Origin of the sequence: Lysobacter sp. GX 14042 (genome assembly GCF_021390425.1) — a bacterium.
Classification (GTDB): domain Bacteria; phylum Pseudomonadota; class Gammaproteobacteria; order Xanthomonadales; family Xanthomonadaceae; genus Novilysobacter.
This window is the reverse complement of record NZ_JAJUWY010000004.1, coordinates 190,082-210,622: the sequence shown is the minus strand read 5'-3', so window position 1 is coordinate 210,622 and position 20,541 is coordinate 190,082. Positions and strand designations below refer to the sequence as shown.

Below are 20,541 nucleotides of genomic sequence, written 5' to 3'. Positions count from 1 at the left end.
CGCAGAGGACGAGCCGGTTATCAAATGGTCGCGAAACCTCAAGCGACGTCTGGAGCAGGGAAGAAGCGAGGAGTTCGATCAGGACAAGATCCGGCCAATGTCCTACAGGCCCTACTACAGCCAATGGCTCTACGACTCCGAACTATTTGTTGACGAGCGAGGTGCCGCAGACACGATGTTCTTCGACGGCAATGTGTCGATTGCGATAAGCGGAACCGGGTCATCGAAGCCGTTCCAAGTGCTGGCATCCAATCAAGTTTTCGGTGTCGACTATCTGGAGAAGACTCAATCGCTACCGCTGTGCGTGCGCGTGGATGGCACGGTCGGCGACAACATCACCGACTGGGCGCTCAAACAGTTCCGCGACCACTACCGCCCCGGCAAGGGCAAGCAGGCGCAGGCCGTCACCAAGCCGGCGATCTTCCACTACGTCTACGCCGTCCTGCACGACCCGGTGTACCGCGACAAATACGCCCAGAACCTCAAGCGCGAGTTCCCGCGCATTCCGCTGTACGGCGACACCGAGGTCGACTTTTTGCGCTGGGCCGGCTGGGGCGAACAACTGATGAAGCTGCACATCGGCTACGAGACCGTCGAGCCGTGGCCGCTCACCCGCACCGACATCGACGACGACAAGGCCCGCGCCACCGGCCAGTCGCCGAAGCCGCTGCTCAAGGCCGACAAACCCGGCGGCCGCATCGTCCTCGACAGCGAGACCACACTGTCCGGCATCCCGCCCGAAGCGTGGGACTACCGGCTCGGCAACCGCTCCGCGCTGGAATGGGTACTCGACCAGTACAAGGAAAAGACCCCGCGCGACGCCACCATCCGCGAGAAGTTCAACACCTACCGCTTCGCCGACTACAAGGAAAAAGTCATAGACCTGCTGGCCCGCGTCACCCGCGTCAGCGTCGAGACGCAGGCGGTGGTTGAAGCCATGCGCGGGCAGGCGCGACACTAGCCCGACCATTCACCCAGGAAGGGATGCATGACAAGGATGTGGGCCGTGGTGGGCGACGCCACCAGCAGCGGCGGGCAGGTGGTTACCGGCTCGCCCTTCACCGATATCGACGGCAAGCCCGTCGCCCGGGTCAATGACAAGGCAACGTGCCCGACGCACAAGGGCACGTTCCCGATCGTCGACGGCGACCCGACCACCATCATCGATGGCGAGGCCGTGGCCCTGCACGGCAGCTCGCTGGCCTGCGGCTGCAAGGTGCTTGCAGTGCAGCAGGTGCGGGTGTTTCTGGATGCCGGCGGTGGCGGTGGCGGTAGTGGTGGCGGTAGTGGTGGCAGTGGCAGCTCCAGTGCCGGCTCGTCTTCCGCAGGCGCTGCAGGTGCCGCATTGGCTCGGTCTGCGGCGGCCGTTGTCAATGGTCAGTCCAGTGAGACCGTACCGGCGAAAGAGGTTCTAAGCATCAACTGGAGCTATGGCCCGGACGCGACGCCGTTGAGCCAGGTGTCGCGTCATTACGCGGACCTCAATGTGCATGTCGAAACACGCAACTATGCGGTCGGCGAAACCGTCGAGATTGAAGTCCGCAATCTGGATGACGGTGCATCTGTAATGACCTGCACGGCCGTCGTCGATGCAGACGGCCGTGCCTCCGTGATGAACGTTTTCCAGACGCGCCAAGTTGCGCTGTATGCCAGCCGCTAGGAGATCAACGGAATGACCATTCTGGAAGCCATGGTTGCCAGTCAGGCAGTACAGATCGATGTGCGACGCCCGCGCTTTTCCACCCTGTGGGAGCACTACCCGGTCGGTATGGCCGCGCCGGATGTATACCGGCTTGTTGGCGGCAATGCCTACGAGCTGTATCAGGAGGACCCGGTCGCGTATGCCAATGCATGTGCTTTGAGGTTGAGCCGGGCCTTCAATTACGGCGGCCTTGAGATCACCTCCACCGCGCGCGGATACAAGGTCAAGGGTGGCGATGGAAAACGGTATCTCCTGCGGGTCGTCGACATCATTGCGTTGGTAAAGGCCAATCTTGGAAAGCCCGACATCGAGGTCGCCCCACAGGGCGCTGATGTTTCTTCCGAGTTCCGTGGCAAGACCGGCGTCCTGATCTTCGAGGTGTCAGGCTGGGGGAACGCTACAGGGCATGCCACCCTCTGGAATGGCTCCGACTGCGGCGACAGTTGTTATTTTGTCCACAACCCGCCGGGTGCGACGACCACGAAAGTACTTTTCTGGGAGCTGAAATGAGCCGGTCTATCCTGCTGTTGCTCATGTCCGGACTGGCAGCCTGCAGCACGCACGCCGCGCAGGGCGATCCACGCCTGACGCTGAAGCAATGGGGTCTGGCCTACTGCGTTGCTGAACACGTCGAAGGGCGATCCGGGCCGGGCAGCGCGGCGATGGGCGGCTACTTCCAGCTGGGCAGCCACGAGAGCGAGGAGGCCTACGCAAACGTCCGCCGGTTCTTCGATGAGTGGATGGCCGGGCGTCCCGCGGTGCCGAAGACGCCGGGTACCGACCTGTCGCTGATGACGTGCATCAACGCCTACGAGTCGGCCGAGTACGGCCGCGTGGTGCGTGAGCAGGACCGGTTTTTGCCGCCGGCGACGCACGACGGACCGGGAGCACCCGGTTCCAGTTTGCCGACCACAAGGAAAACGTCATCGACCTGCTGGCCCGCGTCACCCGCGTCGGCGTCGATGCGCAGGCGCTGGTTGAAGCCATGCGCGGGCAGACGCGACACTAACCCGACAATTCACCCAGGAAGGGATGCATGACAAGGATGTGGGCCGTGGTGGGCGACGCCACGCGAACCTTCCGAAGGTGACCGAATGAACCGTCTATACGTCTTGCTGCTGATTGCGCTGTTCCCACTCGTTGGAGGATGCCGGCAACCGGCCAATACCTACCAGCAAGCGGCGATTCGCTGGGTAGACGGGAAGCCATGCTTCTCCGTGGCGGACACGGAGGAAAGCTGGAAGACACCTCCCACTATCGGAGCGATATCGGTCAGCGAGTACATCAACGACAGTTGGATAGAGCTGTGGGGCTGGACTACGCCCCTTTCGCCTCCAACCACCTTGGCACCAAGCCAATGCATTCCGTACGGTCATCTGCCTGCGGAGGAGGCTGGCGGAACGGCTGTGCCAACCTTGGTGCCCGGTGCGCGTTACGGCGTGGAGATCAACGCGCAGATCCCGAACCCGCGCGCCGGCGGCGACCGCATGGTGAGCCGTCGTTACAGCCGGCACTTCTGTCTGCAACCGACAGCGGGTGGAGCTTCGCCCCTGGTTGAGGTGCCGCGAGTTCGCGGCGAGTTGAGGTGGGAGGTGTGTGGACAACCGGTTGCGGGCGAGCCCGGGAGCGAATGAATCTTCGTTGTCTGCTGCTCTGCATCTGCGTCCTGCCGGCTACCGGTGGCTGTACCCAGCCCGTCGGGATGTATCAGCAGGCGCAGGTGCGCATTGTCGATTCGCAGTTGTGTTTTGCGGTTGCCGACACTGAGGAGGCCCGGCGTACACCGCCGGTGCTGACGGCGATATCGGTTGACCGGTTCACCGGTTCGGACTGGGAAAACGTCTGGCACTGGATCACTCCGCTGGAGCCGCAGGTGATATTGAGTCCGGATCAATGCATTCCGTTCGGCAGCGCCCTGATTGCGGGTGGGACCAGCGATTTTGTTGCAACACTGCAGCCGGGAGAGCGCTACAGCGTGGCGATCAATTCGCAGATCGTGAATCCGGAACCCCTTGGGGACCCGACGGTCGGACGCATGTACAGCCGGCGCTTCTGCCTGAAGCTCTCCACGGGTGGGGTGCCGACGTTGATCGAAGTGCCACAGGTGCGGGGTGAGACGGTCTGGAGTGTGTGCGAGTAGCCTGCCACCGGTGGCGGTGTCCAACCCGCCGGACGCCTTACTCCCCGGCCGCACCCGGCCGCGCCCGTTCGGCGACCGCGGCCAGCGTTTCGGGGGTGATGTCCCACTGCTCCGGTTTGTCGTACTCGAAGTCGACCTTCAGCTTCCCGGTGTCGCGGCGCACGCGCAGTACGCAGGCGTCCCAGGGCGCCTTGTCGTGCACGCGGGTGGCCTGGCGCAGTTCGTCGAAGGCCTCGCCGATCGCCGGGTCGCGTGGCGTGGCGGCCTGGTGGCCGTCGCCGTCGGTGTAGCGGAAACCGCTGAGCCGGCGCGCGACTGCGCCGTCGCCGTAGCGCACGACCAGGGCGTAGCCGTCCCACCGACCATCGGAAACGGCCGGGTCGGCGACCAGCAGCTTGCCGATCCGGGCGATCAGTTCATTCCTGTCCATTCCAGTACCCGTTGACGCGCAGGGCAGTGTGGCCTCAGGCATTTGCCCTGTCGATCATGTCGTCCATGCCGTTGGAGGCGATGGCGTCGAAGGACTGGCCCTCGCCGTTGGCAAAGGCGATCAGCGACGGGTCGTAGACCACGTTGCCGCTGTCGGGGTCGACCACGCGGTAGTCGACGCGGACTTCGTCCGGGCGGTGGGAGCCCGGTACCCCGGCCAGGTCGACGTCGATCTCGACTTCCATGCCCTTGCCCAGCCAGTCGCTCCATTCCTGTTCCATCTGCGCGTAGGCGCCGCGGTTGAACAGGCCGAACTGCGGGAACATGTTGACCGGGCCGTGCCCGTTGACGAAGCGGTAGGCGAAGATGTGGCCGACGTCGTCGCCGGTGCCCTTCATCTCGTTGTCGACGCGGAACCTGCTCTGCGCGTTGCCCTCGATCCGGTCGGAGTCGCGGCCGCGGCTGGAGGGTTCCCAGGTCAGCGTTGCCTCCGCGGAGGCCGGACGACCGTGCTCGTCCAGGGTCCAGGTGATGTCGTTGACCTCCCCCGAGCCGGCCTCGGTGACGGTGCCGCGCACCTCGTTCGCCTCGACGTCCTCCGCCAGGATGACGGTTCCGTCCGGCGGCTGGCCGGTCAGCAGCATCCGCGAGTAGCCGGCGCGGTCGGCACCGGCGGCATCGGACAGCATGCTGGTGTGGCGGGTGAAATCCTCGCGCTCGGCGGGATGGGACGCGGGGCCGCCGTCGCGGGGCGCGTCGAACAGCTGTTCGGAGCCACTCATCACCCGCAGGCCCTTCTTTTCGGTCATCTCCAGCGACAGGCGCAGGTCGGCGACCGATTCCAGGCCGTTGGCTTCGGCCAGGGCGGTGAAGGACGGTTCCAGCGCAGTGCCGGCGTAGTCGGCGCCGTGGACCTCGATGCGGGTGCGCTGGGGGATGGTGGCCGGGTCGAACGGGTTCACCGCGCGCATCTGTTCGGGCGTGGCGTTCTCGTTGCGGATCGTCACCTCGTAGCGCACCGGCACCTCGGTGGTACCGCCGCCGGGGACGGACACCACCATGTCCGCGGTGGCGGTGTAGGTGGTGTTCCACTGGCCCTGCTTCTCGTCGTGGATCCGCACCGAGCCTTCGTCGAGGTCGAACCGCACGTCCGCCGGGTCGGCCTTGAGGATGCGGGGATCCATGCGCGTGCCGCTGCCCGTGTCAGGGCGGAGCAGGTCGGGCAGGGTGCGGAGGCCGTCCAGCCAGGACTGGGACGGAAGCGGCGGGTTCAGGTGGGACGCGTCGAAGGCCATGGCGGGCGCGTGCAGGCGTTGGGATCGCCGGATCGCCGTCAATCTAGGCGGTGTTTTCCTACGTCGCCATTGGGGAAAACCCGAAGGCCCGCCGGGGGGCGGGCCTTTGGTGGATTCCCGCGTCCGCGGGAATGACGTCTCCGTGTTCGTGGGAATTACGCTCCAGCTTGGAATGACGTCTCCTGCTTTGCGGGGGCGGTCAGGCCAGCAGGACGCGGTTCATCCGCTGCACGAACGCGGCCGGGTCGGCCAGCTGGGCGCCGGCGGCGATCTCCGCCTGCTCCAGCAGCAGGGCGGCGATGTCTCCGGCCCTGGCGTCGTCCGCCTCCGACTGCACGCGCTGGACCAGCGGGTGTCCCGGGTTCACTTCCAGGGTCGGCTTGCTGTCGGGCAGTTCCTGGCCGGCCTCGCGCAGCAGGCGGGCGAAGTGCGGAGCCATGTCGAACTCCGACAGCACCAGGCAGGACGGGGAGTCGGTCAGGCGGGCGGACACGCGCACCTCGCTCACGCGCTCGCCGAGCAGTTCCTTCAACCGGGCCACCAGCGGCTCGGCGGCCTTCGCCGTTTCCTCCTGCTGCTTCTTCGCTTCCTCGTCCAGTGGCAGTTCGCCCTTGGCCACGCTCCGCAGCTTCCTGCCGTCGTACTCGTGCAGGTAGCCGAGCATCCATTCGTCGATGCGGTCCGACAGCAGCAGCACCTCGATGTCCCTGGCCCGGAACGCCTCCAGCTGCGGGCTGCCCGCGGCGGCGGCGTGGCTGTCGGCGGTGACGTACCAGATCGCCTCCTGACCCGCGGCCATGCGGCCGATGTAGTCGTCCAGGGACACGGTCTTCGCGCTGCCGTCGCCCCTGGTGGAGGCAAAGCGCAGCAGCTTCGCGATCCGTTCGCGGTTGGCGGTGTCCTCGCCGATGCCCTCCTTGAGCGTGTTGCCGAAGGCCTTGAGGAAGGTCGCGAACTTCTCCGGCTCGTTCTTCGCCAGCGACTCGATCAGGTCCAGCACGCGCCTGGTGCAGCTGGCCTTGATGCGCTCGAGCTGGCGGTTCTGCTGCAGCAGCTCGCGGCTGACGTTGAGCGGCAGGTCGTCGGCATCCACCACGCCGCGCACGAAGCGCAGGTAGTTGGGCAGCAGTTCCTCGGCGGCATCCATCACGAACACGCGCTTGATGTACAGCTTCAGGCCCTTGCGCTCGTCGCGCCCGCCCATCATCACGTCGAACGGCGGCTGCGCCGGCAGGTAGAGCAGGGTGGTGAAGCTCTGGTTGCCCTCGACCCGGTTGTGGCTCCAGGCCAGCGGGTCGGCGAAGTCGTGGCCCAGCGACTTGTAGAAGCCCTGGTACTCCTCGTCGCTGATCTCCGACTTGCCGCGGGTCCACAGCGCGGAGGCGGAGTTGACGGTCTCCCACTCGTCGGCCGCCGGCTGTTCCTCGCCCTCGGCCTCGGCCTGCTTCGGCATGCGGATCGGGAAGGCGACGTGCTCGGAGTAGCGGTGGACCAGCTCGCGCAGCTTCCAGGCCGAGAGGAACTCGTCCTCGTCTTCCTTCAGGTGCAGGACCACCTCGGTGCCGCGCTGCGGGCGCTCGACGGCTTCCAGGGTGTATTCGCCCTTGCCGTCGCTGTCCCACTTCACGCCCTCCGCCGCGGCGTCACCGGCACGGCGGGTGAGCACGGTCACCCGGTCGGCGACCACGAAGGCCGAGTAGAAGCCCACGCCGAACTGGCCGATCAGCCGGGCGTCGGCCTTCTGCTCGCCGGCCATCGCGGCCAGGAAGCGACGGGTGCCGGAACTGGCGATGGTGCCGATGTTCTCGACCACCTCCTGCCGGGACATGCCGACGCCGTTGTCGGCAATGGTGATCGTCCGGGCCTTCCCGTCGAAGCTGACATCGATGTGCAGCTCGCCGTCGCCAGCCATCAGGTCGGGGTTGGCCAGGCCTTCGAAGCGCAGCTTGTCGCAGGCGTCGGAGGCGTTGGAGATCAGCTCGCGCAGGAAGATCTCCTTGTGCGAGTACAGCGAGTGGGTCACCAGGTGCAGGACCTGGGCGACCTCGGCTTCGAACGGGCGGGTTTCGGGCGTGGAGCTCATGCGCAAGGGTCCGGGATGAAGGGGACAGGTGACGGAAGTGGGCCCGGTGCCGGTGAAATCAAGCCGCCTGCCCGGGGGCTTGACCTGGATCAGGCGTGAATGCTTTCGCGCTGGCACCTTTACACCGCATGGCGTATCACGTTGCCACACGTCCCGCACCAGGAGGCACAGCGGCATGAACACGCCAGTCCAGAGCCACGATCCGGTCCCACCGCCACGGCGGACCGCCATGCACCCGCGGCAGACCCGCGAGGAACGCCGCAGCCAGGAGGATCTGGTCGATGCCGAGAGCGAGCAGAGCTTTCCCTGCAGCGATCCGCCCGGCTGGACCCTGGGCACGCGCTGAGGAGGTCAAATGAACCGTTTTGCCGCAGTTTCGAACTCCATCCTCGATGCCATCGGCGACACCCCGCTGCTGGAGATCGACGGCATCTTCGCCAAATGCGAGTTCGTGAATCCGTCCGGCTCGATCAAGGCGCGGATCGCCCTGTACATGGTCGAGAAGGCCGAAGCCGAGGGGTTGCTGAAGCCCGGCGACACCCTCGTCGAGGCGACCAGCGGCAACACCGGCAACGCGCTGTCGATGGTCGCGGCGGTGAAGGGCTACCGGATGCGGGTGGTGATGCCCGAGGGGCTGTCCAACGAGCGGGTGGCGATCTCCCGGGCCTACGGGGCGCAGGTCGAGTTCTGCGGCAACTTCCACGTCAACTCCGCGCTCGAGCGTGCCCACGAACTCGGCCGCCAGGAGGGCTTTTTCTGCCCGAGCCAGTTCGAGTCGGAATGGAACGTGGAGGAGAACCGTGTGGTCCTCGGGCCCGAGATCCTGTCCCAGCTGCCCGAAGGCCGGGTGCCCGATGCGCTGGTGATGGGCGTGGGTACCGGCGGCACCCTGATCGGCGTGGGGCAGGCCTTCCGCGAAGCCAACCCGCAGGTGCGGCTGTTCGCCATGGAACCGTCGGGCTCGCGCACCATCCTGTGCGGCGAGGTCGATACCCACGCCATCGAGGGCATCTCCGACGGCTTCGTGCCCGGGATCTTCGCCCGCCACGCCGCGCTGGTCGGCGACACCCTGGCGGTGTCGGACGACGAGGCGATCCGCGAAATGCGCCGGCTGGCCCGCGAGCACGGCCTGCTCTGCGGGCCCAGCTCCGGTGCCCACCTGGTCGCCGCACGCCGGGTGCGCGGGCAGCACCCGGAACTGCGTACGGTGGTGACGCTGTTCTGCGACGAGGGCGAAAAGTACCTGCAGGAGCACTTCAGCGCACCGGCCATGGACGTGGTGGGGGCGGCGTTCGAATAGGCCGCGTTCGAACGGCAATGCACCCCCGCCGGCCGGTGCCGGCGGAGTAGCATTGCCGCCCATGGCGAACCCCACCCCCTTTCCCTGGCGCGGCAGGTTGCTGGTGCTGGCCGGCATCACGCTGGCCGCGTTCAACCTGCGCACCGCCATCACCTCCCTGACCCCGCTGCTGGAGATCGTCGGCGGCGACCTCGGGTTCGGTTCCGGCACCGCGGGGGTGCTGGGCATGCTGCCGACCGCGGCCTTCGCCGTGCTGGGCGTTGCCACGCCACCGATCGTCCACCGCCTTGGCCTGGAACGGACCGTGGTGCTGGCGATGTCCCTGGCGGCGGCCGGGGTGCTGGCGCGCGGGCTGGTCGGTGGTACGGCCGGACTGATACTCGCCTCGCTGGTGGCCCTGGCCGGCATGGGCATCGGCAACGTGGTGCTGCCGCCGCTGGTGAAGCGCTACTTCTTCGACCGGGTGGGCACGGTCAGCTCGGTGTATCTCACCTCGTTGCAGCTGGGGACCATGGCACCGGCGTTCTTCGCGGTGCCGCTGACGCTGGCGCTGGGCTGGCGGCTGTCGCTGGCGGCCTGGGTGGTGCCCGCCGCGCTGGCCGCGTTGCCGTGGCTGTGGGTGCTGCGCGGCGGGCGCCCGGCGCTCGCCCGCCAGACACCGGGGAACACCGCGGAGCTGCCGAGGGCGACCCCGCCGGCGGGGGCGAAGGTGTGGCGGGCGCCGCTGGCGTGGTCGATGGTGGCGCTGCTGGGGATGACCTCGCTGGTGACCTACGCCCTGTTCACCTGGATCCCCAGGTGGATGAGCGATGCCGGCCTGGACCCGACCGCGGCAGGCGCGATGCTGGGGGTGTACTCGGCTGCCGGGCTGGTGACCTCGCTGGCGGTGCCGGTGCTCGCGGCGCGCATGCGGCAGCCGTTCCAGCTGATTCCGCCGATGCTCGCCGGTTACGCCATCGGCTTCGCCGGCCTGCTGTGGGCACCCGGCACGCTGCCGGGCCTGTGGCCCGCGTTGCTGGGGCTGGCGGGAGGCTCGTTCCCGCTCGCCCTCACCCTGGTCAACATGCGCACCCGCACGCCGGCCGGCTCGGCAGGGCTGTCGGGATTCATCCACGCCGCGGGTTACCTGCTGGCCTGCGCCGGACCGCTGGCGGTCGGCTGGCTGCGCGACTCCACCGGCGGCTGGGGCTGGCCGGTGGTGTTCCTCGCCGGGTGCCTGGCGGTGCTCGCCTGGGGCGGCTGGACGTCCTGTCGGCCGCGGTTCCTGGAGGACGAATGGTGCGTGGGGCCGGTCCGGGGCTGAGGTCCCGTGTTTAGCTGCTGTTGCGTCCCCCGGGCATGCTGCACATAGACTGGAGGCCCGTCCCGCCACCGCGTCCCATGACCCGTTTCCGTCGCCACGCCTTCGTCGCAGCCGCCGCCCTGGCCCTCGCCGCGTGCGGGCAGGGACAGCCGGGAGAGCCGGCGGCGCCGGCTGCGGCAACCGGCGCGGCCACCCAGGCCGATGCCGGGCCCGACGCCGGAACCGGCGAGGCGGCGCAGCCACCGGGTGGCGCGGTGTCCGATGCCACCGCTGCCGAGCTCAAGGCGCCCCGCGGGGCGCCGCTGGAGCGGGGAGTGGACTGGCGGCCGCTTGAGCTGACCAGCGGCGAGGCGACGGTGAGCTGCATCCCCGAATACGGCGAAGCCGGCGACGGCGTGCCGGTGGCCAACCTCGGGTACTCGGCCATGCGCCGGGCGATGGCGGCCTGCACCGATACCGGCGTGCTGCGCCTGCGCTACCACGGCAAGGTCGCATCGGACTTCACCGCCCTGATCGAACGCACCGCCGAGCTGGCGGACACGCTGGGCCTGGAGCGCCGGATCCTCGACCTGGATTCCAGCGGTGGCCAGATCGAGGAGGCGATCCGCGCCGGCGACATCATCGGCGATTCCGGCTGGACCCTGTGGGTACGCGAGGGCTCGGTCTGCCACAGCTCCTGCGTGCTGGTGCTGGCCGCCGGCGACATGCGCATGATCGCCGGCGATGTCGGCATCCACCGGATGATCCGCATCGGCTCCAACGCCACCTCCCGCGCCGAGCTGCAGCAGGAGCTGCAGGACGTGCACGGGCAGGTGCGCGAATACCTGCAGCGCAACGGCGTGGCCTTCGCGGTCGCCGACCTGATGATGACGGTTCCCAACCGCGCCTTGCGGCTGCTGACGGAGGACGAGCTCGACCTGTACGGGCTGTCGGGACAGAACGCGGTGGCCGACGACCTGCAGCGCATCCGCCTGGCGCAGAAGTGCGGCGAGTCCTTCGTCCGCCGCAGGGAGGCGTTCTTCCGTGCCTTCGACCGCGAGTGCCGGGCCGCAGAGGAGGAAGTCGGCGCGATGGGCGAGTGTGGCACCGTCCTGCGCAAGCGCTTCGGCTTTCCCGATACCGAATGCCCGGCCGAAAGCCCGCTTTCGGAGTACGACGCGGCGCTGGCCGCAGGGGCGGGGAAGGGCGGCGGCGAGCGCTCCTGAGCACGGTACAGACCGGGATCGTTCCCGGGCGCATTCCCCGCGGCGTCGGTCATCGCGCCGGTTCGTCCCCACCACGCCGATTTAATGATGCCCGGCGCAGTCTGATGGCCTCGAACCAGGAGGACATCGATGAACGAACGCATCCGTCCCGGGCCCGCGCGGGCCGAAACCCGCGAAGGCGAACGCGGCCCGCGTGAGTATCCGCACGGCTCCGGCGACCGCAATACCCACCCGGAAGACGACGAGCGCGGAAAGTTCCACGGTGGCGAGCAGCGCGAGGCGGGCCGCGAAGGCCCGCCACGTGACGCCGGGCGGTCCTGAGCAGGCCCCAGGCGCATCCCTCCCCCCGGACCCGGCTGCAGAACCGGGCACACGCGTACCCGCGCTCGCGGGCCGCAGACACCTGCTACGGAGGCATCCATGCGAAACCAGCAAAAAGACGTCGGAGACGAACTCAAGGCCGTCGCCCAGGACATGCTCGCGCTGGGGGCGCGTGCCATGCGGACCGGGCGTGAGTGGTTGAGCGACTGGAGAAACGACATGCAAGGCAATGACAACGACAACCGGTCCCGCCGGCGCGAGCACGCACGGCGCGGCCAAGGCGGGCACGGCCCCGATTACTACGCCTCCCAGGACTACGGTCGCGGGCAGGCCTATGGGCAGGACGGCCTGCATGCCGAGTACGGCTCCTACGGCGGCAGCTATCGCGATGCGCAGGGCGAGGACAACCGCTTCGGCGAGCGCCAGCAGCCGGGCCGGCGGCACGGCGGCAGTTGGCAGGAGCGCGGCCAGGGCCGCGGCCAGTCACAGTGGAGCCGCGGTGGCAGCGATTATCGCGACGGTGACCACAGCGGTGGCGGCGACTACGGCAGCCACTCCCAGGGTTACGCCGGCCGCGACCAGGAAAACCGGATGGGGACGGGCTATGGCTCCAGCTCAAGCTACGGCAGCCCGCAGGAGCACAGTTACGCCGGCGACTACCGCCAGCCCGGCTTCGTCAGCCCGGCGGATACCCAGTTCCGGAGCGGCCAGTACGGCAGCGGGCGCTACAGCGGATACGGGCCGCGCAACTACACCCGCCCGGATGCGCGCATCAGCGAGGACCTGTGCGAGCGCCTGACCCATGATCCGGATATCGATCCCAGTGATATCGAGGTGCGTGTCAGCGAGGGAACCGTGACCCTGGAAGGGACCGTCGAGCATCGCTGGATGAAACACCGCGCCGAGGACCTGGCCGACAGCTGCAGTGGCGTGCGCCATGTCGAGAACCGCATCCGCGTGCAATCGGCCAGCACGGGCAGCAGCGGAGGCAGTGGCGGTGGTGCCGGCGCGGGCGCGGGCGCGCACGGCGGTGGCAGTACGGGCCGGAGTTCGCAGGCCAGTGGCGGATCCGAGACCGGCGCGCCGAGTACGCCGACCAGCCGCGCGGCCGCCTCGGAGCGGACCGGGGGTACCAGCGTCGGAGGGTCGCCCAGCGAACTCGGCTCCCGGCCGGGAGCTTGAGTCGCAGGAAGGGCCGCGCCGCGGGGCGCGGCCCTTCTCCATTCAGGCCGGTGGCAGCACGCGGATGTCGAACCCGCCGACGCGGATCCGCTGTCCCGCCCGGATCTTGCAGGTGCGCCGCGACTCCACCACGCCATCCACCCGCACCGCGCCCATGGACACCAGTGCCTTGCCGGCCCCGCCGCTCTCGCATGCCCCGGCCAGCTTCAGCAACTGGTTGAGTTCGATGAAGTCGTGGCCCGGCTCCAGTTCGAAATCGACCTGCTCCACGCCGCCCCGGTCCACATCCTCGCGTCCCATGCCTAGCGTCCGTTGACGCTGAATCGCCCAGGCCCGGCCAGCGCCACCGCCACGCCGGCGACGAAGAACATGGCCTGCAACTCGAGTGCCCATCCCCCACTGGAGCCCAAGCGGCCCAGTTCGCCCATGTGCGCCAGGTACACCGCCACCAGCATGTTGATGGCCACCAGCGCGCCCCCGATTCGCGCGTGGAAGCCGGCGATCAGCAACAGCGGGGCGAGCACCTCGCCGATCAGCACCGCGTAGCCGAGCCAGCCCGGCAGGCCGGTGCCGGCGACCATGCCGGTGATGCCGGACAGCCCGCCGTTGAGCTTGGCGATCCCGTGCAGCAGGATCAGCACGCCAAGGGTGACGCGCAGCAGCAGCCGCGCGAGGTCTTGCTGCAGTGCAGGGTTCATCCCGGTTCTCCGTGGCCTTGGGAGCGCAAGCATACCCATCGCACCGGCAGAAAAAGACAGTGCCCCGCGGGGCGAGGCGCGAGACAATGCGGCGCCGTCCGCGAAGCTCTCCCGTGAACCAGCCCCGCTCCTCCGCCGATCCCCTTTCCCGGGCCGGGCATCCGCCGGCCGGTGCGACCGACTGGATGACGCCGCTGGAGATCACCGCGCTCGGGGCGATCTGGGGCATCTCCTTCATGTTCCAGCGGGTGGCCGCGCCGGAGTTCGGTACCGCCGCGCTGGCGGAGTTGCGGCTGGCCTTCGGCGCGCTGGTGCTGCTGCCGTTCCTGCTGCGCCAGTGGCACGCGATCCCCGGCCGGCTGTGGCCGCGCCTGGTGGTGATCGGGGCGATCAACTCGGCCCTGCCGTTCGCCCTGTTCGCCTGGGCGGCGCAGAACGCTCCCGCCGGCATCAGCGCGATCACCAACGCGATGGCGGTGTTGTTCACCGCGTTGCTCGGCTTCCTGTTCTTCGGCGACCGGATCGGCTGGCGCCGCGCGATCGCGTTGCTGGTGGGGTTCTCCGGCGTGGTGGTGCTGGCCAGTGGCAAGACCGCGGGAGAGCGCGTGGGCCTGGCGGTGCTGGCCGGCTGCACCGCGGCCCTGATGTACGGCATCGGCGTGCACCTGTTGCGGCGCTACCTGACCGGGCTGCCACAGGCGGCGGTGGCGGCCGCGACGCTTGGAACCTCGGCATTGCTGGTGCTGCCGTTCGCCGTCGCCGACTGGCCGGCCGGCCCGGTGCCGGCGTCGGCCTGGGGTTCGGCGGTGGTACTGGGGGTGCTGTGCACCGGGCTGTCGTATGCCATGTACTACCGGCTGGTGCAGCGGGTCGGCCCCAGCCGGGCGGTCACGGTGACCTATCTGGTGCCGCTGTTCGCCGTCGCCTGGGCCTGGTGGCTGCTGGACGAGCCGCTGACCCTGGCGATGGGCGTGGCCTGCACGCTGATCCTGGGCAGCGTGGCGATGGCCCAGCGACGCTGACCACGCGCGCGGCGGGGCTCACTCGTACTCGCGGTTCTCGAACTCGGCCACCACTTCGAGGTCGTGGGCGAGCGCCTCCACCGCGTCGCGCACCTTGGCGGCGGTCGCATCGTTGCCCGCATCGACCTCGATCAGCGTCATGCCGGGTCCTTCATCGTCGGACAGGCCGGCGGAACTGGAGTCCGGGTCGTCCATGTGCGGCATGGTGTCGGCGATCTCCTCGACGTGCTCGATGCCTTCGATGCCGGTCAACAGGTTGATGATGGCGCGCGCGTCGTCGTCGCTGCCGGTGATGCGGATACGTAGCTGCGGCATGGGTGGCTGCCCTGGAAACGGGCCTACACGCTAGGCAGCGGACGGCCAAGGCGGCGTGACGGACTCAGCTGCCGTCGGTCTTCCGGGCGGGCAAGGGGACATTGCACAGGTCGATGTGCCCGGCCGCGACGTGGTACCAGGCATCGCGGCGGTTGCGGCGGGCCTCGGTCACCGCGGCGAAGGTCCGGCTGTCGGTGCGCAGCAGCTCGATGCCGGTGCGCTCGCCGGCGGGGACTTCGCTGGCCAGGCGGATGGAGCCGATCGGGACGCGTCGGGCCGGGTCTTCGTGGAAGCCCATCGGTTCCGGCCCGCGCGCGGTGGCGGACAGCAGCTCCATGCCATCGATCACCCGGCCCACGGTGGTGATGTTGCGGTCGAGCTGGCGCGGAGCCTGGCCGATCACCACGTACAGTTCCGAGCCGTTGCTGGAGTCGGGTTCCATGTCGCGGCCCGCACCGACCACGCCGTAGCAGTGCGCAAGCCAGGTGGTGCCGTCCGCCGCCCGGGCGGCGGGGAAGCCTTCGACGAAACCGGCCTGGTGCGACCAGCCGTCGACGTCCGGGAGCGGAGTGAATTCCAGCCCGGCACCCGGCCGCTCGAACTCGGCCGGCAGCGACGCGCGCGCGCTGCCCAGCGGCCTGCGCCCGTCCTCGTCTTCGGTGGGGTCGCCGAACTGGACCACGAAGTTGTCCTGGGCCCGGTAGATCGACAGCCCATCCCAGAATCCCCCGCGGGCCAGGGCGCGGATGTTGTCGGCGTGCGCAGGCGCGAACGCGGGTGCCAGTTCGATCACCACCCGGCCGCCCTCCAGTTCCATGTAAAGGGTGTTGTCCGGGTCCGGCGTGCGCCAGTCGCCCGCGGGCGAGGCGTCGAGGATTTCCTGCACGCCGGGTGCCGGCGGTTCCTCGCTGGCGTCCTGCGCGTGGCCGGGGCGGGGGGTGGTTGCCAGCGCCAACGCCAGGGCAAGCGGAAGCAGCAGCGAAGACGGTCGTGGAGCGGCCATGGTCGGTTCCGGATGGGGACCGCCGGATTCTGTCTGTTGGTTTCCGTTCAGGCAAACCGGCCGGGCATGTCGCCGCTCAGGGACCGGGGACCTCGAGCGCCGCGGTCGCCCCGGCGAAGGCGGGCGACAGCCACAGGTGCGAGCCGAGCGGCTGCAGGCCCAGGGCGGCGAACCGCTCCCGGTAGAAGCGTGCCGGGCGCGCCTGGAATCCTTCGGTGTCGCCGTCGAACCCGTCGGCACGGGTGAAGGTCTCCAGGAACGCGACGCCGCCACACAGCTCGCCCAGCGCCGGCAGCCCGCGGTCCAGTTCGCGCAGGGGCAGGTAGTGCAGCACGTCGCTGCATACCAGCAGGTCCACCGGCGGGCAGGGACGCAGGTGCGCGAAGTCGCCGAAGCGTGCGAAGTGCAGGTTGCGGCGGACGCCGTAGCGCTCGATCGCGTAGGCGCTCGAGTCGAAGCCCAGGTACTGCGCCCGCGGACGCAGCTTCAGCAGCGGCGCGCGCCAGGCACCCTCGCCGCAGCCGATGTCGAGCACGCTGCGCAGCGGACGCTCCAGGTAGTACTCGGCGGTCGCGACCGCCAGGGCAACCTTGCGTGCCAGGCGAGCCGGGCCGCCGATCGCCGGGTCGCGGTACCAGCGCTCGAAATAGGCGCGGTCGTATTGCTTGGCCATCATGCGATCCTAGCGTGCTGCACGCGCCTGTCTCCTTTCCGCCTTCTTCCAGGGACTTCCATGGCCTACGTCTGGACCAAGACCTTCCATCTGGTGTTCGTGATCGCCTTCATGGCGGCGGTGTTCTACCTGCCGCGCATCCTGGTCAACCTGGCCGAGGCCGGGAACCAGCCTGCGGTACGCGACCGGTTGCTGCTGATGGGGCGCCGGCTGTACCGCTTCGGGCACGTGATGTTCGGGCTGGCGTTGTTGCTGGGCCTGGCGCTGTGGCTGCACTTCGGTGTCGCCGGCGGCTGGCTGCACGCGAAGCTGCTGCTGGTCGCGGCGGTGTTCGCGTTCCACATCGTGACCGGGCGCTGGTTGAAGGCGCATGCGGCGGGGAGGGCGCTGCCGTCCCCGCGGGCGCTGCGGTGGTTCAACGAGTTGCCGCTGGTGGGGCTGGTGGCGATCGTGTGGCTGGTATTGGCCAAGCCGTTCTGAGGTGGGCGGGGTGCCGGATGCCCGCGCGTGCGGGCATCCGGATGACGCTCAGGGCCGCGGCAGTTCGACGGGCACGCCGTCGGCGGTGCAGCCGCCGCGGACACAGAAGGCGTTCCGCAGGTGCGGAGTGGACTGCAGCATGAAGTGGAAGATGGTGTTCTGCTCCACGCTGCCGCGCACCGCATGGCTGCCCGGGCCGGTGGCCCAGATGCCCACGTCGTCGCCGCCGTGGCTCTCGCTGCCCATCGGGACGGTCGCTTCCTGCAGGTAATCCGGGCCGGTGGTGTCGACCTGCGACAGGTCCGGGCGGCCGTCGTCGCCGACGTAGCCGGGGCCGTTGGCGTAGACCAGGGTGGTGTAGGGCAGGCCGTCACGGTCGGTCGACTGCTCGGCCTCGCCATGGCGGTCGACCTTGGCCACCTTGCCGAGGATCGGGTTGCCGCGCCCGGGGTAGCCCACGAAGCTCATGGTGTGGGCGTGGTCGGCGGTGACCAGGATCAGCGTGTCATCAGAGGTCGCTTCCACCGCCGCCTGCACCGCATCGCTCAGGGCGACGGTTTCGGTGAGGGCCCGGTAGGCGTTGCCACCATGATGGGCATGGTCGATCCGGCCGCCTTCGACCAGCAGCACGAAGCCTTCGGGGTTGCGCTCCAGCCGGGTGATCGCCGCGCGGGTCATTTCCGCCAGGCTGGGTTCGCCGGCCGCGTCGTTGGGGCGGTCGTGCTCGAACTGCATGTGTCCGGGCTCGAACAGCCCCAGCAGGGGCGCCTCGACCGGGGCGGCGGCGAGCTGCTCCGCGTTCCACGCGTACACGCCATCGGGGTGGCGTTGTTGCCACAGCGCGACCAGGTCCACGCCGTCACCGCGCTGGCCCTTGCGGTCCGGGTACTCGGGGTCGGCCTGCGCGGCGGTCATGAAGTGCGCACGGCCACCGCCCAGCATCACCTGCGGGCCGTGGCCATGGGCGTTTTCCACCATCTGTCGGGCGATGTCGGTACAGCCGGCGGCCTTGGCTTCGGCCGGCACCTGGGTGTCGTTCTCCCAGTTGCGGTTCGGAGAGTGGGCAAGGGTGGAGGCCGGGGTGGCGTGGGTGATGCGGGTGGTGGTGACCACGCCGGTGGCCATGCCGGCGTCGGCGGCCAGTTCCCACAGCGTCACCAGCCGGCCATCCTGCAGGCCGGTGCAGTCGTCGAAGTACATCGACTGGGCGACGCTGATCAGGCCGGCGCGGGTCTTCGCGCCGGTTGCCATGGCACTCATGGTTCCGGCCGAGTCGGGGGTCTGCTGGTCGGTGTTGTAGGTCTTGCTCAGCGCAGTGGCCGGGAAGTGCTCCCACGACAGGCGGTTCTCCTCGCCCGCCTGGCCCCGCCGCTGTCCCTGGTGGATGCGCGCGGCGGCCACGGTGGCCAGGCTCATGCCGTCGCCGACGAACAGGATCACGTTGCGTGCCGTGCCTTCCATCGCCCCGCGCGAGGCCGCCTGGGCCGCGCCGTCGCGGAACCACCACGCAGCGGTTTCGTCCATCGGACGCCGGATCTCCGGTACCTCCACCGGGAGCGCGCTGGCCACCGGGGTCGCCGGGCTGGATGGGGCGGGCGCGGTCGCACAGGCGGCAGCGGCGAGGGTGACGGCGGCGGCAAGCGCGCAACGGGCCAGGGACTGCAGGGACATTCGGCAGGACTCGGTCACGGATGAATGTTCCATTATGCGCCCGCGTCATTCCGTCCGCGTTGCCGCACCGGGCTAGTGTCATCCCTAGATGCCCGGCGGCGGCGCGCTTCCTAGGATGGGTCGTCGACGACCCGGGACCAGACCATGACCACCATCAACCAGCAGGCCGACGCCATCCTCGATGTAGGCGACCGTTTCCTTTGGCGCGACGACTACGACGCGCGGCTCGACGCGTTCGCCGAGGCCATCGAGGGCCTGGACCCGCAGGCACGCGCGGAGCTGTTCGATGCCATCCTGGAAAAGGATGGCGGGGCCACGATGTCCTGGCTCACGCCGGACCGGCTCAATGACCTGGTGGACAGCGGGCGGATCACCGGCCTGGAGCGTGACGCCATCACCGATGCGTTCGCCCAGGCCTACGTGGACGGCGAGGTCGACCTGGGTGACGCGCTCCAGTTCACCGGGATGCTCGGCTCCTCCTCCTTCGGTCCCCTGGGCCTGATGCCGGGCGATGCCGAGGGCACGCAGGCGCTGATGGACATGCTGGTGGGCAGCGACAGCCCGGCGGCCCAGCAGTTCATCGAGAAGTTCGCGGCGGACATGCTCGGGCAGCGGCTGCTCGTCGATCCGCCGATGATGACCCCGGCCGAGCAGGGTGCCATGGCCGGCATCCTGCTCAACGCGCTGGAGCAGTCCGGCGGTACCCAGGCGATCCATAACGTGCTCGGTGGCCTGTCCGCCGGACAGCGCGACAGCCTGTATGCCGCCGTGGGCCAGGAAGGCCAGTCGTTCGGTTCGCCGATGCTGGACGGGGTCGGGCTGACCGACCCGATGGAGCTGGTGATCCAGGCCGTTGCCGACCACGGCACCGCCGCCGACGCGCTGCACATGGTCGAGTACGTGGGCCAGCACTCAAGCGGCAACATCATCGAGAACCAGTTCTACGGCAGCGGCAACAAGCCGATTCCGGGCCGGGCCGATGCACTTGCGGACCTGTTCATCGCCCATGGCGACACGCTGATGCGCGACCTGACGGTCCTCGATCCGTCGCAGACCCCGGGTTCGAGCAACGAAAACAGCACCGTGATGGGGGAGAACCTCGCCGCGCTGTCCAACCTCATCCGCCTGACCGCACTGAACCCCGACAGCAGCCGCGGCGGACAGGTGATGGACATGCTGGGCGAGTTCGTCTCCGACAACATCCGCCAGAGCAACCAGCCCGAGAGCGACGGCAACGTGCGCGAGGTGAACGACGCGACCACCCGCGTGGCGATGCTCGGGGCGGTCATGCAGGATGCGGTGGACGCGGGCTACATCGACCTTCGGGCCGACATTGCCGCACGCGACGAGATGGTCGGCTTCATGCTGGACATCGCGATCTCGGCAATTCCGGTCGCCGGTGACCTGGCCGCCAAGCCAGTCGCCGATGCGGTGGCCGACATGCTCGGCGACCGTGCGCTGGCCGGCCCGATCTCCGACAAGCTGGGCGAACTGGCCGGCGGAAGGGTCACCGACGCACAGGGCAGGCTGACCGCCGAGGCCAAGCAGGCGATCATCGACGCGCTGCCCGAGGACCACGCTTTCCTGGAGGAGGTGAAGACGATGAGCAACGACTTCATCACCAGCCATATCGTGGAAACCGCCGACCGTCGTGGCACGATCATCCCCGACATGCAGTCGTATTCGCAGATGATCGACGGCGCGCAGGGCGAGAAGTAA

23 protein-coding genes are annotated in these 20,541 nt (G+C 68.9%); 14 read left to right on the top strand and 9 right to left on the bottom strand.

Annotated features, from left to right (window positions below):
* The 5 genes from LY625_RS08350 to LY625_RS08330 all read left to right on the top strand — a co-directional run.
* A partial coding sequence (locus LY625_RS08350) for a type ISP restriction/modification enzyme (RefSeq protein ID WP_233739561.1) occupies positions 1–961 on the top strand: 961 nt, incomplete at its 5' end.
* A gap of 48 nt (positions 962–1,009) precedes the next feature.
* Positions 1,010–1,660: a PAAR domain-containing protein gene (locus tag LY625_RS08345; RefSeq protein WP_233739560.1), complete on the top strand. Its 651-nt coding sequence runs from the start codon at positions 1,010–1,012 to the stop codon at positions 1,658–1,660.
* Between the two features lie 12 nt (positions 1,661–1,672).
* Positions 1,673–2,212, top strand: a complete 540-nt coding sequence (locus LY625_RS08340) for a type VI secretion system amidase effector protein Tae4 (RefSeq protein WP_233739559.1) — start codon at positions 1,673–1,675, stop codon at positions 2,210–2,212.
* Positions 2,209–2,742 carry a hypothetical protein gene (locus tag LY625_RS08335; protein ID WP_233739558.1) on the top strand — a complete coding sequence of 178 codons (534 nt, stop codon included), beginning with the start codon at positions 2,209–2,211 and terminating at the stop codon, positions 2,740–2,742. The genes LY625_RS08340 and LY625_RS08335 overlap by 4 nt, the downstream gene beginning before the upstream one ends.
* Before the next feature lie 590 nt (positions 2,743–3,332).
* Positions 3,333–3,842, top strand: coding sequence for a hypothetical protein (locus LY625_RS08330; protein WP_233739557.1), 510 nt, complete (start codon positions 3,333–3,335; stop codon positions 3,840–3,842).
* Positions 3,843–3,879: 37 nt separating this feature from the next.
* Here LY625_RS08330 and LY625_RS08325 read toward each other — a convergent pair whose 3' ends face one another.
* The 3 genes from LY625_RS08325 to htpG form a co-directional block, all read right to left on the bottom strand.
* Positions 3,880–4,272, bottom strand: a complete 393-nt coding sequence (locus tag LY625_RS08325) for an immunity protein YezG family protein (RefSeq protein WP_233739556.1) — start codon at positions 4,270–4,272, stop codon at positions 3,880–3,882.
* 34 nt (positions 4,273–4,306) lie between these two features.
* A complete protein-coding gene (locus LY625_RS08320; protein ID WP_233739555.1) occupies positions 4,307–5,455 on the bottom strand; it encodes a DNA/RNA non-specific endonuclease in 1,149 nt (382 codons plus the stop codon).
* A 310-nt stretch (positions 5,456–5,765) separates the two neighbouring features.
* Positions 5,766–7,649, bottom strand: a complete 1,884-nt coding sequence (gene htpG, locus LY625_RS08315) for a molecular chaperone HtpG (RefSeq protein WP_233739554.1) — start codon at positions 7,647–7,649, stop codon at positions 5,766–5,768.
* Positions 7,650–7,824: 175 nt separating this feature from the next.
* Here htpG and LY625_RS08310 point away from each other — a divergent pair, with 175 nt between their 5' ends.
* The 6 genes from LY625_RS08310 (at position 7,825) to LY625_RS08285 (ending at position 12,960) form a co-directional block, all read left to right on the top strand.
* On the top strand, positions 7,825–7,995 hold the full coding sequence (locus tag LY625_RS08310) for a hypothetical protein (protein ID WP_233739553.1): 171 nt from the start codon (positions 7,825–7,827) through the stop codon (positions 7,993–7,995).
* 9 nt (positions 7,996–8,004) lie between these two features.
* Positions 8,005–8,949: a PLP-dependent cysteine synthase family protein gene (locus tag LY625_RS08305; protein ID WP_233739552.1), complete on the top strand. Its 945-nt coding sequence runs from the start codon at positions 8,005–8,007 to the stop codon at positions 8,947–8,949.
* Between the two features lie 61 nt (positions 8,950–9,010).
* Complete coding sequence (locus tag LY625_RS08300; protein ID WP_233739551.1) at positions 9,011–10,252, top strand: MFS transporter; 1,242 nt, start codon at positions 9,011–9,013, stop codon at positions 10,250–10,252.
* 77 nt (positions 10,253–10,329) lie between these two features.
* Positions 10,330–11,457 (top strand): hypothetical protein, encoded by a 1,128-nt coding sequence (locus LY625_RS08295; protein ID WP_233739550.1) that lies wholly within the window; start codon positions 10,330–10,332, stop codon positions 11,455–11,457.
* A 129-nt stretch (positions 11,458–11,586) separates the two neighbouring features.
* On the top strand, positions 11,587–11,778 hold the full coding sequence (locus LY625_RS08290) for a hypothetical protein (protein ID WP_233739549.1): 192 nt from the start codon (positions 11,587–11,589) through the stop codon (positions 11,776–11,778).
* Positions 11,779–11,877: 99 nt separating this feature from the next.
* Entirely contained in the window at positions 11,878–12,960 is a 1,083-nt protein-coding gene (locus tag LY625_RS08285) for a BON domain-containing protein (protein ID WP_233739548.1), read from the top strand.
* A 42-nt stretch (positions 12,961–13,002) separates the two neighbouring features.
* On the opposite strand, the gene LY625_RS08280 is transcribed toward LY625_RS08285, so the two are convergent.
* Together LY625_RS08280 and LY625_RS08275 are read right to left on the bottom strand one after the other, a co-directional pair.
* Positions 13,003–13,230, bottom strand: coding sequence for an RNA-binding S4 domain-containing protein (locus tag LY625_RS08280; protein WP_233739576.1), 228 nt, complete (start codon positions 13,228–13,230; stop codon positions 13,003–13,005).
* A gap of 32 nt (positions 13,231–13,262) precedes the next feature.
* Positions 13,263–13,658, bottom strand: coding sequence for a DoxX family protein (locus LY625_RS08275; protein ID WP_233739547.1), 396 nt, complete (start codon positions 13,656–13,658; stop codon positions 13,263–13,265).
* Positions 13,659–13,843: 185 nt separating this feature from the next.
* On the opposite strand from LY625_RS08275, the gene LY625_RS08270 reads away from it, so the two are divergent.
* Complete coding sequence (locus tag LY625_RS08270) at positions 13,844–14,680, top strand: EamA family transporter (RefSeq protein WP_233739575.1); 837 nt, start codon at positions 13,844–13,846, stop codon at positions 14,678–14,680.
* Between the two features lie 18 nt (positions 14,681–14,698).
* Here LY625_RS08270 and LY625_RS08265 read toward each other — a convergent pair whose 3' ends face one another.
* The 3 genes from LY625_RS08265 to LY625_RS08255 all read right to left on the bottom strand — a co-directional run bounded on the left by LY625_RS08265 (position 14,699) and on the right by LY625_RS08255 (position 16,671).
* A complete protein-coding gene (locus LY625_RS08265) occupies positions 14,699–14,995 on the bottom strand; it encodes a hypothetical protein (RefSeq protein WP_233739546.1) in 297 nt (98 codons plus the stop codon).
* A gap of 64 nt (positions 14,996–15,059) precedes the next feature.
* Complete coding sequence (locus LY625_RS08260) at positions 15,060–15,998, bottom strand: peptidylprolyl isomerase (RefSeq protein WP_233739545.1); 939 nt, start codon at positions 15,996–15,998, stop codon at positions 15,060–15,062.
* Positions 15,999–16,074: 76 nt separating this feature from the next.
* The gene (locus LY625_RS08255) at positions 16,075–16,671 is read right to left on the bottom strand and encodes a class I SAM-dependent methyltransferase (RefSeq protein ID WP_233739544.1); all 597 of its coding nucleotides are present in this window, start codon (positions 16,669–16,671) and stop codon (positions 16,075–16,077) included.
* Positions 16,672–16,731: 60 nt separating this feature from the next.
* On the opposite strand from LY625_RS08255, the gene LY625_RS08250 reads away from it, so the two are divergent.
* Complete coding sequence (locus LY625_RS08250) at positions 16,732–17,151, top strand: CopD family protein (protein WP_233739543.1); 420 nt, start codon at positions 16,732–16,734, stop codon at positions 17,149–17,151.
* A 48-nt stretch (positions 17,152–17,199) separates the two neighbouring features.
* Here LY625_RS08250 and LY625_RS08245 read toward each other — a convergent pair whose 3' ends face one another.
* On the bottom strand, positions 17,200–18,822 hold the full coding sequence (locus tag LY625_RS08245; RefSeq protein WP_233739542.1) for an alkaline phosphatase: 1,623 nt from the start codon (positions 18,820–18,822) through the stop codon (positions 17,200–17,202).
* Positions 18,823–18,966: 144 nt separating this feature from the next.
* Between LY625_RS08245 and LY625_RS08240 the strand changes: the two genes are divergently transcribed.
* Positions 18,967–20,541 carry a hypothetical protein gene (locus LY625_RS08240; RefSeq protein WP_233739541.1) on the top strand — a complete coding sequence of 525 codons (1,575 nt, stop codon included), beginning with the start codon at positions 18,967–18,969 and terminating at the stop codon, positions 20,539–20,541.